This is a genomic window from Lysobacter sp. Root690 (assembly GCF_001427785.1).
GTDB lineage: Bacteria > Pseudomonadota > Gammaproteobacteria > Xanthomonadales > Xanthomonadaceae > Lysobacter.
Genome location: NZ_LMHM01000013.1, coordinates 601534 through 614514 on the forward strand (window position 1 = coordinate 601534; position 12981 = coordinate 614514).

At 65.6% G+C, this 12981-nt stretch carries 12 protein-coding genes, 1 tRNA gene and 1 pseudogene; 7 read left to right on the forward strand and 7 right to left on the reverse strand.

Translation table 11 applies throughout. The annotated features are described in order from the left end of the window. Positions 1 to 166: 166 nt before the first annotated feature. The 4 genes and pseudogenes from ASD86_RS25995 (at position 167) to ASD86_RS14625 (ending at position 2209) form a co-directional block, all read left to right on the forward strand. The gene (locus tag ASD86_RS25995) at positions 167 to 664 is read left to right on the forward strand and encodes a DUF4189 domain-containing protein (protein WP_082578354.1); all 498 of its coding nucleotides are present in this window, start codon (positions 167 to 169) and stop codon (positions 662 to 664) included. Between the two features lie 206 nt (positions 665 to 870). Then, positions 871 to 1158: pseudogene (locus tag ASD86_RS26000) on the forward strand (DUF4189 domain-containing protein); the annotation flags it as partial. Positions 1159 to 1349: 191 nt separating this feature from the next. Next, positions 1350 to 1676, forward strand: a complete 327-nt coding sequence (locus ASD86_RS14620) for a hypothetical protein (protein WP_056111762.1) — start codon at positions 1350 to 1352, stop codon at positions 1674 to 1676. A gap of 74 nt (positions 1677 to 1750) precedes the next feature. Continuing rightward, complete coding sequence (locus tag ASD86_RS14625) at positions 1751 to 2209, forward strand: hypothetical protein (protein ID WP_056111766.1); 459 nt, start codon at positions 1751 to 1753, stop codon at positions 2207 to 2209. Positions 2210 to 2724: 515 nt separating this feature from the next. On the opposite strand, the gene ASD86_RS14630 is transcribed toward ASD86_RS14625, so the two are convergent. From ASD86_RS14630 to rnd, 3 genes are all read right to left on the reverse strand, one after another. Continuing rightward, positions 2725 to 3342, reverse strand: a complete 618-nt coding sequence (locus tag ASD86_RS14630; RefSeq protein ID WP_157476650.1) for a hypothetical protein — start codon at positions 3340 to 3342, stop codon at positions 2725 to 2727. Positions 3343 to 3678: 336 nt separating this feature from the next. Next, a tRNA-Ala gene (locus ASD86_RS14635) sits at positions 3679 to 3754 on the reverse strand. A 45-nt stretch (positions 3755 to 3799) separates the two neighbouring features. Then, positions 3800 to 4930, reverse strand: a complete 1131-nt coding sequence (rnd, locus tag ASD86_RS14640) for a ribonuclease D (protein WP_056111772.1) — start codon at positions 4928 to 4930, stop codon at positions 3800 to 3802. A 218-nt stretch (positions 4931 to 5148) separates the two neighbouring features. Between rnd and ASD86_RS14645 the strand changes: the two genes are divergently transcribed. Together ASD86_RS14645 and ASD86_RS14650 are read left to right on the forward strand one after the other, a co-directional pair. Further along, a complete protein-coding gene (locus tag ASD86_RS14645; protein ID WP_235567765.1) occupies positions 5149 to 6990 on the forward strand; it encodes a formylglycine-generating enzyme family protein in 1842 nt (613 codons plus the stop codon). A 144-nt stretch (positions 6991 to 7134) separates the two neighbouring features. Next, entirely contained in the window at positions 7135 to 8064 is a 930-nt protein-coding gene (locus tag ASD86_RS14650; RefSeq protein WP_056111775.1) for a M48 family metallopeptidase, read from the forward strand. A gap of 204 nt (positions 8065 to 8268) precedes the next feature. Here ASD86_RS14650 and phbB (ASD86_RS14655) read toward each other — a convergent pair whose 3' ends face one another. The 4 genes from phbB (ASD86_RS14655) to gluQRS all read right to left on the reverse strand — a co-directional run bounded on the left by phbB (ASD86_RS14655) (position 8269) and on the right by gluQRS (position 11782). After that, complete coding sequence (gene phbB, locus ASD86_RS14655) at positions 8269 to 9009, reverse strand: acetoacetyl-CoA reductase (RefSeq protein WP_056111778.1); 741 nt, start codon at positions 9007 to 9009, stop codon at positions 8269 to 8271. Positions 9010 to 9185: 176 nt separating this feature from the next. Next, positions 9186 to 9698 (reverse strand): polyhydroxyalkanoate synthesis repressor PhaR, encoded by a 513-nt coding sequence (gene phaR / locus ASD86_RS14660; RefSeq protein ID WP_036112324.1) that lies wholly within the window; start codon positions 9696 to 9698, stop codon positions 9186 to 9188. A gap of 359 nt (positions 9699 to 10057) precedes the next feature. Next, positions 10058 to 10798, reverse strand: coding sequence for an acetoacetyl-CoA reductase (gene phbB / locus ASD86_RS14665; RefSeq protein ID WP_056111780.1), 741 nt, complete (start codon positions 10796 to 10798; stop codon positions 10058 to 10060). 42 nt (positions 10799 to 10840) lie between these two features. Further along, positions 10841 to 11782, reverse strand: coding sequence for a tRNA glutamyl-Q(34) synthetase GluQRS (gene gluQRS / locus ASD86_RS14670; protein WP_056111783.1), 942 nt, complete (start codon positions 11780 to 11782; stop codon positions 10841 to 10843). A gap of 178 nt (positions 11783 to 11960) precedes the next feature. Between gluQRS and htpX the strand changes: the two genes are divergently transcribed. Beyond that, positions 11961 to 12875: a protease HtpX gene (htpX, locus tag ASD86_RS14675; RefSeq protein ID WP_056111786.1), complete on the forward strand. Its 915-nt coding sequence runs from the start codon at positions 11961 to 11963 to the stop codon at positions 12873 to 12875. The last annotated feature ends 106 nt before the right edge of the window (positions 12876 to 12981 follow it).

Below are 12981 nucleotides of genomic sequence, written 5' to 3' on the forward strand. Positions count from 1 at the left end.
GCATCCGCTGACACACTTGAACGAGCGACTGAAATAGGAATGAAGGGGTGTAGCGCGGCTGGAGATCAGAATTGCACGGTCTACTTCTCCGAATGCAGTCCTGCTGAGCTTGTGAGGTAGGCGAAGTAGTTCGCGGCGCGGGAGATGAGGGCAGGAGAGGCGTCTGATGAAGTTGGGGTTTGTTGTTTTTCTGGCGACTATAGGTAGCGTTGCGGTTGCGCAGAGTTGTCCTAACGGAATTCCCTCGGCCGGAAATCCTGGATGTATTCCGCCCAGCCAGTCCAACTCTCCTTACTACCAATCAGGATCTTCTGCTTCCGCTGCGCCTGCTGCTCGTTGGGCTGATCGTTGGGGCGCGATAGCGCTCGATGATCGTGACAATGGAATTGGCCTCGGCGTGGCTCAGATGGCTGGTAGCGAGCGCAAGGCAAAAAGAACTGCGTTAGATGATTGCCGAGCTAAAGGCGGGCTGAGCTGCAAAGTTATCCTTGCCTATTACAACCAATGTGGCGTGGTGGTTGCTGGTGACAGTGGACTGAACTCGACCAGTGCGGCATCAGTTGATGAGGCGGCAAAGCGTGGTTTTGAAAAATGTGAGGGAGATGGCTTTAAGGGCTGCAAGGTTTACTACTCCAATTGCAGCTATCCCGTTTGGATAAGGTGAGATGGATGTGCCGATTATCGGCTATCGCAGCTATTTTTGGCTTGAGTAGTTTGGCGACAGCGCAGGGTTGTCCAGCGGGAATTCCTGCGGGAAATAACCCTTTGTGTCTGCCGCCCGACAATCCAAGCTCTCCTTACTATCAGTCGACTGATTCTCATCCAACAGTTCCTGGTGGTCGATGGGAGACTCGCTGAGGCGCATTCGTCTTAGATCAAAAGACTGGGCTGGGGATATCCAGCGGGATGTCCAGCAAACGAGCCGCGCAAAGCGCGGCCATGGCTGATTGTCGGGCGAAGGGCGGTACGCGCTGTAAAGTCGAACTTGTGTACTCCAATCAGTGCGGTGTTCTCATCGAGGGCAATCGGGGGTTTAACACGGTGGCGGCAAACACTGTTGAGCAGGCAACCAATATCGGGATGGAAACCTGCGAGAGCGCCGATACGGGCTGCAAGCTTTATTTCTCACAATGCAGTCATGCTCAGTTCGTGCGATGAGTTATGGGTTCTGCTTTGGTGATTGCGGGCAATTTTCGCAGCGATGATCTTGTTTTAGGTCGTTGCGTCGAAAATTCTTCGGTCTAAAATTCCGGGAATATATTCTTCGCATGTCCTAATAAAATATTTTGCGTTACGAAGTAATCGATGTTCGTGTTCAAGATCAGGCGTGGTATCACAAGGAGAGTCGTATGAAACGTTCAGTCGTGGTGTTCTTTCTGATGGCGTTGTTCGCAGTCGCGCCGGCGATGGCACAGGGCCAGCGCGGTGTGTACGAGGAAGTGCCGTACAACAACAACCCGGACAAGTTCTGCAAGATCGGGTACCCGGCGCATAACTGGATGGCCATCAACGGCAAGATGGGGCTGTGGACCGTCATCAACCCGTATTACGCCGTGAATTATCAGTACATCAACACCTTCATGTACGTCTGCTCGGCCGGCGGCCGGCCGATGGTGCCCAGCCATGGCGCGGGCAAGAAGGGCGGCGGATCGTCGGACCCGGCAGCCACCTTCTGATGGCCGCGCGATTCCACGGATGGGAGCGCGTCGATTGGTCCGGAACCGTACGACGGATTCGCTGGACGGCCGCAATGGCCTTCTGCGCGATGATGTCGGCGTTCGTGCTGGCGGTGTACTGGATGAAGACCGGCATCGGCAGCTTGCTGATGCTGGCTCAGGCCGCGGCCGCAATGGCCGCGCTGCTTAGGCTGCGCGAGGCGGTGCTTGAAGCAGGGCTGGTGTTCAAGGCGTGGCGTTACGTCAAAGACTCCTGGCGCGGCGTGCGGCGCGAGGACATCCGTCAGCTGCGCAGCTATGTGCTCAGGTCGATCGTGCCGGCGCTCGGCGCCTGGCCGGTCGTGGCCGGCATGGCCTGCCTGCCGTTTCTGATGCACCTGCCGGTCGTGGTCCCCGGCGGTGAAGAAGTGTTCGCGATGGCCACCTTGCTGTTCGTGATGCATTTCGCCGCGGCCGAAGTGAGCTATCGGCGTCTGGCGGGCGCGGTGGTCGATAGTCTCGATTCGCGCCATGTCTGTGCTGTGAGGGTCTGAGGCAACGATAGGGCCTCGCCGCGGTCCAGGGCGACACCGCGGCGCCGACGGCGCGGTCGCTTGCGACTGGATTGGAGTGGCACGATCGAAATGACGCCGGGCGCGATGCGTCCGGCGTTGTCGTATCCGGGGTTCGGCGATTCGCGAGCCGACAGGTCGCACAACCGCGCTGAAGCAGCGAATCGACGGCGGGCGAGGGGATGCCGCCTATGCCGGTTTCGTTCTGGCATCGCCGCATTGGCAACCCGATGTCGATCCGTGGCCACGTCCACAACCCGTCACGACTTCGTCGCGGTATCCGCCGCGGCCGCGTGCAACTGCGTCATCGACAGGCCCGTGGCAGCCTCGACCGATACAACACGGCCACTTGCTCAGCCCGCTCGAATCGCAATGAAGCAGTGGCAATGAATAGCAATCGGATGCGGGGGCGAGCAAGCCGCATCGCATCGCGGCCAGATCGTGTCCCTCAGAAATAAGCCGGGCCTGCGCGGCGTAGCCACACCGACCGTTACGAATCAGCGGATATCGCCCAGATCCAGCACCTGCCCGTCCTGTTTCACGTCGACGACTTTCAGGATGTGGTGAGTGACCGGCGCGCTGCCGGTATGCACCTGGCCGCCGTAGATCGGCGTGGACGACAGTTCCTGGCCGTAGCCGTTGTAGACCGTCTCGGTGCCGACCTGATCCTGCCAGCTGGCGCTGACCACATAGCCGATGCCCAGGTACAGCAGATACTTGCCGGGCTTGAGCTTGTCGAACGCGAACTGACCGCCGCCGTCGGTGCGGGTCTGGCGATGGATGCGCAAGGCTTCGGCCGAGCCATAGCCGATATTGGTATCCAGGCCGATGCCGGGATCGTTCTTGAAACGCCGATACCACTCCTGCATGTAGCCGGTCATCGGAAACAGATACACCGCCCTGTTGTCGGCGTAGGTCTTGCCGCCGATCAGGCCCTTCAGGCGCATGAAACCGCGGCCCTTGAGGGTGGCGTTGCCTGGTTCGAGCATCTGCACGGCTTGCGCGGCGTCGAAGGGCGTTTCGACCTTGCCCCAGTCGGCGGCGATGCACGGCGTCGCCGCGAGCGCGGCCAGGATCAATGCGGAACTCAGGGTCTTGCGGATTCGATGGGGCATGGCTTGCTTCCTGCGTGGCGGCGGATCGCCGTTGAGTGAAACGTCCTTGGGGTCGAACGGCCTGCGGTTGGAACTGCCGACCTGCGAGCGCGGAGCGATGGCTCGATCGAGCGTCGCGGTCCCGGCGCATAGTGTGATGGCGTTCGGAATCGTTGCAAGCAGTTGCGGATGGCGGCGTGCCTATCGGCGCTCGCCGGAGAGGACGCGGATGAAGCTGTTTCGTCGCATTGCGCGCACTGCGCGACAGCGGCATCGATCTGCGCGCCGATAGCCCCGACAGGCCACGCGCAGGCAACAAAAAAGCCGACGATCGCTCGTCGGCTTGTTCGCATGAAGTGGTGGAGCGGAGGGGGATCGAACCCCTGACCTTCGCGATGCGAACGCGACGCTCTCCCAGCTGAGCTACCGCCCCACATACTTCAAGAAGACGAAGTTTAGCGGGATGAAACCGCTCGCGCTAGCCCCGGCTGCTCGATGCGTCCGCGGGCGCGGTCAGCAACGGTGCGAGATCGGGTTCCAGCGCGGCGCGGCGCCAGCCGGACAGGGCGTCGGGCCAGTCGCCGTGATCGAGCAGGGCCTCGAGCCAGCGCCGTGAGGCGAGCACGCCGTCGGGCAGGCCGAGCGCGGCGCTGCGGTTGGCGACGGCGTCCTGCAACAGGCGCAGGCGCTGTTTGTCGCGGGTTTCGGCGACGCCGGCGTCGGGGATCTGGTCTTCGTCGGGCTGGACCGCGGCCAGCGCGGCCCAGATCGTTTCTCCGAGCTTGCGCGGCGCTTTGGGATGGGCGTCGAGCTGGCGCTGCAGTGCGTCCAGGTCGGCCGGCGCCTGGCGCGCGATCGCCACCGCCAGTTCGTTATCGAGGATCCAACTGCGCGGCTTGTCGCTGTCGCGCGCGTACACGTCGCGCCAGCGCAGCAGCCGCACCAGCCGGCGTTGCGCGGCTTGATCGAGGAACTGGGCGCTGCGCATCGACAGGTGCGGCCAGCGCTCGGGGCCTTCGTTCTCGGCGTTGATCACGGTGCGGGTGGCGTCTTCAGCCAGCCATTCGCGGCGGCCGAGCTGACCGAGCATGCCGTCGAGCGCGTCGTGCATCGCGAACAGGTGCAGCACGTCGTCGGCGGCGTATTCCAGTTGCGACGGCGACAGCGGCCGGCGCATCCAGTCCGAGCGGGTTTCGCCCTTGGCCAGGGCCACGCCGGTCAATTGTTCGACCAGTTTCTGATAGCCCAGGCCGCTGCCGATGCCGGCCAGGGCCGCGGCCTGCTGGGTATCGAACAGGGGCTTGGGCACCACGCCGCAGGCGTGCTTGAACGCGACCAGGTCCTCGCTCGGGCTGTGCACGATCTTGAGGATGTCGGTATCGGCCAGGATCGGCGCCAGCGCGGCGGCGATGCCCGGACGCAGCGGGTCGACCAGCAGAATGGTCGGTTCGGCCTCGCCCTCGCCCTCGCGTTCGATCGCGATCTGCACCAGGGCCAGTTGCGGCCAGTAGGTGCGTTCGCGGATGAATTCGGTATCCAGCCCGATGCGCGCGGGCTTGACCTCGAAATGCGCTTGCAGCGCGGCGGGCGTGGTGATCCAGTCGGGCATGTTCCGGTTCTTTCGGGTCGCGGCCGTTAGCGGGGCCGGGCGGGCGACAATAGCTTAAAGGGCCGGGATTGGGGATTCGGGATTAGGGATTGGCAACCGCCGATGCCTCGAAACCCGCGCCGCGCGGCCTTTACCAATCCCGAATCCCCAATCCCGAATCCCGGCCCTTAAGCGATATGCTGCATCAATCGCTCAATTCATCCGGGAGAGGTTGCGGTTTGCGCGCACTGATGTGGACCAGCATCGTGGCCCTGGGGCTGTTGACCGGTTGCGGCGACCGCGCCGGCAAGGCGGCCTCGACCGAGGCGGCCGCGCGCAAACCGATCGTGACCGTCAGCGCCGATCAGGCGGTGTCGCCGGTGCCGCCGTGGCGCGCGCCGGCGATCGCGGTGACCCCGGACAACGCCGAGGACCTGCGCAAGCGCGCCGAGGCCGCGCTGAAGGCGGGCAAGCTGTACGCCGATGCCGATTCGGCGATCCCGCTGTTCGTGGCCTTGCGCGGTTTCGCGCCCAACGACCGCCGCATCGCCGCCGGCCTGGACCGGGCGATCGCGCTGTTGCTGATCGAGGGCGACACCGCGCTGAAGAAGATCGACGACGAGCCGCTGTCGCTGCGCGACGCGCATCAGGCGGCGGCGGTGGCGCGCGCGGTCGCGCCGGAGCATCGCAAGGTCGAGGCCTATCTGGAGCGCGTGGATCGCGCCGACCAGGCGCAGGAAGCCGATCGCCTGGGCGAGGAAGACCTCAACGCCGGACGGATCGGCGAGGGCGCCCAGGCCGGCCAGAACGGCGCGCTGGCGAGGTTCCGCGAGGCGCTGGAACTGCGGCCGGGCGACGTGCGCGCGCTGCAGGGCATCGCCGCGGCCGAGAGCGCGCTGATCCGCCGCGCCGAGATCGCCGCCGACCGCGACGACTACGCCGGCGCCGAGCGCTGGCTAGCCAAGGCCGCGCTGGTGCGGCCCAAGCTGTCGACCGTGTCGGACGCGCAGGGCCGGATCGCCGAGCAGCGACGGGCGCGGATCGGCAGCCTGCGCGATCAGGGCATCGCTGCGCTGCCCAAGCTGCGCGGCATCGACGAGGCCCGCGGCCTGCTGGCGACCCTGCTGCGGATCGCGCCGGCCGGCGATCCGGCCGCGGCCGAACTGCGCGAGCGGATCGAATTGGCGACCCATTACGGCCTGTTCCGCCCCGGCCAGGTGTTCACCGATGCGATGAACTTCGGCGGCCGCGGCCCGGCGATGGTGGTGATCCCGCACGGCGCGTTCGCGATGGGCGCGCCGGTCGGCGAGGCCGACTCCAGCGACGCCGAACGGCCGCTGCGCACCATCCGTTTCGAGCGCGGCCTGGCGGTATCGCGCTACGAAATCACGGTCGGCGAGTTCCGCCGTTTCATGAATTCCAGCAAGCATCGCGCGCGCGCCACTCGCCGCGGCTATTCGACCGCTTACGACGAACGCAGCGGCAATCTGGTCCGGCGCGGTGGGGTCGACTGGCAGTCCGATTACGCCGGCCAGCCGGCGGCCGACAATCTGCCGGTGGTCCACGTCAGCGCCAAGGACGCGGCGGCGTACGTGGAGTGGCTGTCGGCGATCACCGACCAGCGCTATCGCCTGCCGAGCGAGGCCGAGTACGAGTACGCATTGCGCGCAGGCAAGCAGGGTCGATATCCGTGGGGCGACGGCGCGCCGACCAACAAGATCGGCAATCTGACCGGCAGCCTCGACGTTTCGCCTAGCGGCCGGCATTGGCGCAACGCGTTCCAGGGCTATGGCGACGGTGCCTGGGGACCGATGCCGGTCGGCAGTTATCGGCCCAATGCATTCGGTCTTCACGACATGGGCGGCAATGTCAGCGAATGGGTAGCCGATTGCTGGCACGACAATTACCGCCGCGCGCCGCGCGATGGCGCGGCCTGGTTCAATCCGGGTTGCCGCACGCGCGTGTTTCGCGGCGGTTCGTGGTCGAGCTCGCCCGCGCAGTCACGCGCGGCGTGGCGCCAGGGCACCAGCGCCGACACCACCAACGGGCGTCTGGGTTTTCGCGTGGTGCGGGATATTTGAGATCGGCGGCCGGCGGTCCATGATGGGCCGCGCGCAGCGGGTCGGCGGCAAGATAGGACAGGGGGCGGTGCGGTTCGCGCAGGCGATCGCGGCGCCCGATGGCAGGGCGATTGACGTCCGCGAGCAGGATTCGGGAGTGTGCAGATGAGTGTCTACGGCAACCAGGTGCAGGGCGGGCGGCGCGGTTTCGGCATCGGCGGCGGGTTCCGCTGGCTGATCCTGCTGGCGTTCGGCATCTACGCGCTGGTGTCGTGGTTCGGTGGCGCCAAGACCGATCCCTACACCGGCGAGAAGGCGCACTACGGCGCCAGCGCGGACGAAGAAGTGGAGCTCGGCGCGCAGGCGTTTCAGCAGGTGCTCAGCGACGCCAACGCGCAGCGCGCGCTGCTGCCGTCGAATTCGCCGCAGAGCCAGGACGTCAGCGAGATCGCCCAGCGCCTGATCGACAAGGTGCCGCAGGTCACCCAGGCGCTGGCGCAACAGAACCAGCAGGCCGCGCCGGAGGACTACAAGAGCTTCAAGTGGAGCGTGGCGGTGATCAATTCGCAGGAGGCCAATGCCTTCTGCCTGCCCGGAGGCAAGATGGCGGTGTACACCGGCCTGCTGCCGGTGACCCAGAACGACGATGCGCTGGCGGTGGTGATGGGCCACGAGATCGCCCATGCGCTGTTGCGTCACGGTTCGCAGCGCATGGCCCAGCAGAAGCTGGTGCAGATGGGCCAGATGGCCGCGGGCGTGGCGATGGGCGGGATGGATCCGCAACAGCAGCAGATGATCATGGGCGCGCTCGGCGCCGGCGCGCAGTACGGGCTGGTGCTGCCGTACGGCCGCAACCACGAGACCCAGGCCGACAAGGTCGGTCTGATGCTGGCCGCGGCGGCCTGCTACGACCCGCGTCAGGCGATTCCGTTGTGGGAGCGCATGTCGCAGCTCGGCGGCGGCCAGCGTCCGCCCGAGTTCGCCTCGACTCACCCGGATCCGGCGAATCGCATTCAGACTCTGCAGGCGTTGATGCCGGCGGCGATGCAGTTCTATCAGGCCAATTGCGCGAACAAGCCACTGGCGAGCCGCTAGCCGCGTATCCGCGTTTCAGACTGTAGGAGCGGCGCGAGCCGCGACCGCGAACCCACGCTGACGACGTAATTGAGGATTCGCGGTCGCGGCTTGCGCCGCTCCTACAGTCGCAAGCGCTACATGCGGCGCAAATACGAAAAACCCGCCGAAAGGCGGGTTTCTTGTTGCTGGAATCAGCCTTGCGCCGTTTCCCGATTCCCAACCTCAAAAACTCATGAACAACCCGCCATTCACCGGAATATTCGCCCCGGTGATGAACCCCGCATCGTCGGCGGTCAGGAATTCGACGGTACGCGCGATCTCGCTGGGCTGGCCGAGCCGGCCGACCGGCACCGAGTCGATGATCTTGTTGCGGATCTCCTCGGGCACCGCCATGACCAGCGCGGTCTCGCAGTAACCCGGCGACACCGAGTTGACGGTCACGCCCTTGCGCGCGACTTCGCGCGCCAGCGCCATGGTGAAGCCGTGCATGCCGGCCTTGGCCGCGGAGTAGTTGGTCTGGCCGAACTGGCCGGTCTGGCCGTTGACCGAACTGATGTTGACGATGCGGCCGAAGCCGCGCTCTGCCATGCCGTCGACCGCATGCCGGCACAGGTTGAACACGCCGTCGAGGTTGACGCTGAGCACCTCGTCCCAGGCGCGCTTTTCCATCTTGCGCAGGCTGCCGTCGCGGGTGATGCCGGCGGCGTTGACCAGGATATCGATCGCGCCGTCGGCGCCGACGATGCGTTCGATCGCCGCGCCGCAATCGTCGAAGTCGGCGACATTGGCCGCTTCGAAGCGGATGTCGAAATCGCTGGTGAGTTGCGCGAATTCGGCGATGCGTTCGGCGCGCGTGCCCAGGTCCAGCGCGATCACGCGGCGGCCGGCGCGGGCCAGGGATTTGCAGATCTCGGTGCCGAGACCGCCGATGCCGCCGCTGACCACGGCGATGCGTTTGCTCATGGAATCGTGCCCCTGCCTGGATCGCGCTGATGCGATCGCGCTGATTGGATCGGAATATTGGTTCGTGGCGTACGAAGCGGCGCGGTCGATGCACGCGCCGCGAACCGTCCCCACGGTTCGTCGACCAGATGTTGCCCGTTGCGTGCCGTTTCAGGCACGCAAGAAAAAAGCGCGGTTCAACCGCGCTTGTCGGGCTCGCGCTTGTCCGGTTCGCGCTTGTCGCTCTTGGGCTTGGGCGTGGTCGGCTGGCCCACGCTGCCGGACAGGTTCTGCTGGAATTCCTTCCACAGGGTCATGTTGCGCTCGGTGAGCTGATTCATCATCGCCCATGGCGTCTGCCCGAGCATGCCGCCCATCTGGTTGCGGAATTGCTGTTGCTGGTCGAGAAAGACCTGCATCGAGCGTTCCAGGTAGTTACCCATGAAGCCCTGCAGCGAGTCGCCGTAGAAACGGATGATCTGGCTGAGCAACTGGGTCGAGAGCACCGGTTCGCCGTCTTGTTCGTGCTCGGCGATGATCTGCAGAAGCACCTGGCGGGTGAGGTCGTCGCCGGAGCGCGCATCGCGGACTTCGAACTCCTCGCCGTCGACGATGAGCTGACGTACGTCCTCGATGGTGATGTAGCTGGAGATCTCGGTGTCGTAGAGACGACGGTTCGGGTACTTCTTGATGATGCGGGTCGAGGCCATGGAGCTTTGGCTCTAAAACGTGGTGCCTTGCAGCATGGCGCAGGGCGTGAGGGCTTGCAACTGGGGCGTGTCGCGGGACGCGGGCGGCGTAGTGGGCGCGTACGGCGGTCTCGGTCGAAGCGACCCGCGACGACCGCCGACGAGCGCGCGCGATCGCAAGGAAACAGCGGGAAATCAGCGGGAAAAGCCGAGTGAATCGACGCGCGCGGCGCTGCGGCGGAGCAGGGCGATCGCGGCGGCGAGGGCGCAGTCGAAGCGTGAACCGGTCAGTGTCAGATGGGGCCGCGCGAGCTGATCGCGGACGCTGATGCGCGAACGCCGGAGACCTGAACAGGCCTCCGGCGCAGCGCGTGCCGGGTTTACCAGCCCATGTACTGACCGCCGTTGGCGGACAGGTTGGCGCCGGTGATCCAGCCGGCTTCGTCGGGCACGAAGAAGCTCACCGCGTAGGCGATTTCTTCCGGCGTGCCCAGGCGTCCGGTCGGGATCTGGGCGACGATCTTGTTGCGCACGTCCTCGGGCACGGCCATGACCATATCGGTGGCGATATAGCCCGGCGACACGGTGTTGACGGTGATCCCGAACTTGGCGTTTTCCTGCGCCAGCGAAATGGTGAAGCCGTGCATGCCGGCCTTGGCCGCGGCGTAGTTGGCCTGGCCGTACTGGCCTTTCTGACCGTTGATCGAGCTGATCTGCACGATCCGGCCCCACTTGCGCTCGCGCATGCCCTCGATCACCGGACGGGTGACGTTGAAGCAGGAATTGAGGTTGGTGCCGATGACGTCGCTCCACTGCTCCGAGGTCATGCGGTGGAAGGTCGAATCGCGGGTGATGCCGGCGTTGTTGACCAGGATGTCGACCGGGCCGATCTGGCGTTCGATGTCGCGGATCAGCGTTTCGGCGTGTTCGGCCGAGGACACGTCGCCGTGAGCGATGGTCACGTCGATGCCCTGTTCCTTCAACTGCGCCTGCCAGGCGCGCCCCTTGGCTTCGTCCCGATAGTTGGTCGCGACCTTATGCCCCATCTGGGCCAGGCGCTTGACGATCGAGGTGCCGATGCCACCGGTACCGCCGGTGACGAGTGCAACGCGTGACTGCATGCTGAGCTCTCCTTGACCGCGGGGGGCGGTCTCGGCCCGATTCTAGACAGCATTTGCGCCAGGATCGTTGTGCATCGCGGCGAGACCGGAAACGTGGTTCGGAATCTGTGCCGGATTGAACGAAACGCGTGCGGCATCCAACGCTTCGGTGACAGTCGCTACCGCATCGAGCGCCTGCGCCGACTGCCCAAGCGTCTGCCAGGCGGCGCGCAGCGCGGGCAGTGGGTCGGCCGGGTCGAGCGGCCGGGCGGCATCGGACTTGGACAGTTTGCGGCCGTGCGCGTCGAGCAATAGCGGCAAATGCGCATACGTCGGCGTCGGCAGGCCGAGCGCGCGTTGCAGCAGGATCTGGCGGCCGGTCGAATCGAGCAGGTCGGCGCCGCGGACCACGTCGGTGATGCCCTGGTCGGCGTCGTCGACCACCACCGCGAGTTGGTAGGCCCAGTAGCCGTCGGCGCGGCGCAGCACGAAGTCGCCGACTTCGTGGGCGAGGTCCTGCGATTGCGGTCCCTGGATCGCGTCGTCGAACGTGACGATGTCGCCGTCGTTCACGCGCAGCCTGATCGCCGCTTGCGGCGCTGCAGGTTTGTGCGCGTCCGACGATGTGGCCACGCAGCGGCGATGGATGCCGCCGACCGCGGCCAGGTCGCTGCGGCTGCAGCGGCAGACGAAGGCGCGGTCTTGTTCGATCAGACGGTCCAGGGCCTGCTGATACAGCGCGTGGCGCCGGCTCTGCCGGACCACGGCTTCGTCGCTGTCCAGGCCGAACGCGGCCAGCGCGCGCAACTGCCGTTCAGCCGCGCCCGGAACTTCGCGCGGCGGATCGAGGTCTTCGATACGCACCAGCCAGTCGCCGCCGCGGTGACGCGCGAGCAGCCAACTGCCGAACGCGGCCAGCAACGAGCCGGCGTGCAGATCGCCGGTCGGCGAGGGCGCGAAACGGCCGCGGTAGCGGCGGGTGGCGGCGGCAGCATGTCCGGACAATGAATGAAGGCTCGGGCGGCGGTGCGGGTGTCGGCGATTCTCGTTGAATTAACGGCCGGTTCGCCACATTTACCGATAACGACGGCGGCGAGTACGCCGCCTCGGGACACGCAATACCGGACACGGAGGTTCGCCTGAAGCCGCGCGCGGTGCGCGGCACGACTAGCAAGCCACGACCATGTTCAAACGCATAGCGCTTTTCCTCGCCACCAATCTGGCCGTGCTGATCCTGCTCGGCATCGTGATGTCGGTGCTGCAGAACGTCTTCGGCATCCGCCTGGGCAACAACGGCGCGATCCTGGTGATGGCCGCGGTGTTCGGTTTCGGCGGCTCGCTGATTTCGCTGCTGAGCTCCAAGTGGATCGCCAAGCGCACCACCGGCGCCCACGTCATTACCCAACCGCGCAACGCCGACGAGCAATGGCTGCTCGCGACCGTGCGCGCGCAGGCGCAGGCCGCCGGCATCGGCATGCCCGAGGTCGCGATCTACGACGCGCCGGAAATCAACGCCTTCGCCACCGGCGCCAATCGCAACAACTCGCTGGTCGCGGTGTCGACCGGGCTGATACGCGCGATGACCCGGGACGAGGCCGAAGCGGTGCTCGCCCACGAAGTCAGCCACGTCGCCAACGGCGACATGGTGACCATGGCGCTGATTCAGGGCGTGCTCAACACCTTCGTGCTGGTTGCCGCGCGCGTGGTCGGCGGCTGGATCGACGCGATGATGAGCGGCGGACGCGAATCGCGCGGCCCGGGACTGTTCTACTTCGTGACCGTGTTCGTGCTCGACATCGTGTTCGGCCTGCTCGCGAGCATGATCGCGATGGCGTTCTCGCGTTATCGCGAGTTCCGCGCCGACGCGGGCGGCGCGCGCCTGGCCGGCCGGCCGAAGATGATCGCGGCGTTGAAGCGTCTGGCGCAGACCTATGGCGAAAGCACCTTGCCCAAGCAGGTGCAGGCATTCGGCATCAGCGGCGCGGTCGGGCATGGGCTGTCGCGTTTGATGCGCAGCCATCCGCCGTTGGAGGAGCGTATCGCGGCGTTGCAGAATGCTCCGCAGGAACATGCGACGGGGCGTGTGGTTACGCGTTGAGGCGAGAGGGAAAAGCGAAAAGCGAATCCCCCCCTGGCCCCCCTTTTCCAAAGGGGGGAACAGCAAAAGCAGGGGCGCAACGAGAAAAAACCCGCCAGATGGCGGG

What these genes read in the sequence shown, in the direction of transcription:
- ASD86_RS14625 (WP_056111766.1), top strand. Translation starts at nt 1,751, where the DNA reads ATGGCCTTCTGCGCGATGATGTCGGCGTTCGTGCTGGCGGTGTACTGG.
- ASD86_RS14620 (WP_056111762.1), top strand. Translation starts at nt 1,350, where the DNA reads ATGAAACGTTCAGTCGTGGTGTTCTTTCTGATGGCGTTGTTCGCAGTC.
- ASD86_RS14630 (WP_157476650.1), bottom strand. Translation starts at nt 3,342, where the DNA reads ATGCCCCATCGAATCCGCAAGACCCTGAGTTCCGCATTGATCCTGGCC.
- ASD86_RS25995 (WP_082578354.1), top strand. Translation starts at nt 167, where the DNA reads ATGAAGTTGGGGTTTGTTGTTTTTCTGGCGACTATAGGTAGCGTTGCG.
- phaR (WP_036112324.1), bottom strand. Translation starts at nt 9,698, where the DNA reads ATGGCCTCGACCCGCATCATCAAGAAGTACCCGAACCGTCGTCTCTAC.
- phbB (WP_056111780.1), bottom strand. Translation starts at nt 10,798, where the DNA reads ATGCAGTCACGCGTTGCACTCGTCACCGGCGGTACCGGTGGCATCGGC.
- phbB (WP_056111778.1), bottom strand. Translation starts at nt 9,009, where the DNA reads ATGAGCAAACGCATCGCCGTGGTCAGCGGCGGCATCGGCGGTCTCGGC.
- htpX (WP_056111786.1), top strand. Translation starts at nt 11,961, where the DNA reads ATGTTCAAACGCATAGCGCTTTTCCTCGCCACCAATCTGGCCGTGCTG.
- rnd (WP_056111772.1), bottom strand. Translation starts at nt 4,930, where the DNA reads ATGCCCGACTGGATCACCACGCCCGCCGCGCTGCAAGCGCATTTCGAG.
- ASD86_RS14650 (WP_056111775.1), top strand. Translation starts at nt 7,135, where the DNA reads ATGAGTGTCTACGGCAACCAGGTGCAGGGCGGGCGGCGCGGTTTCGGC.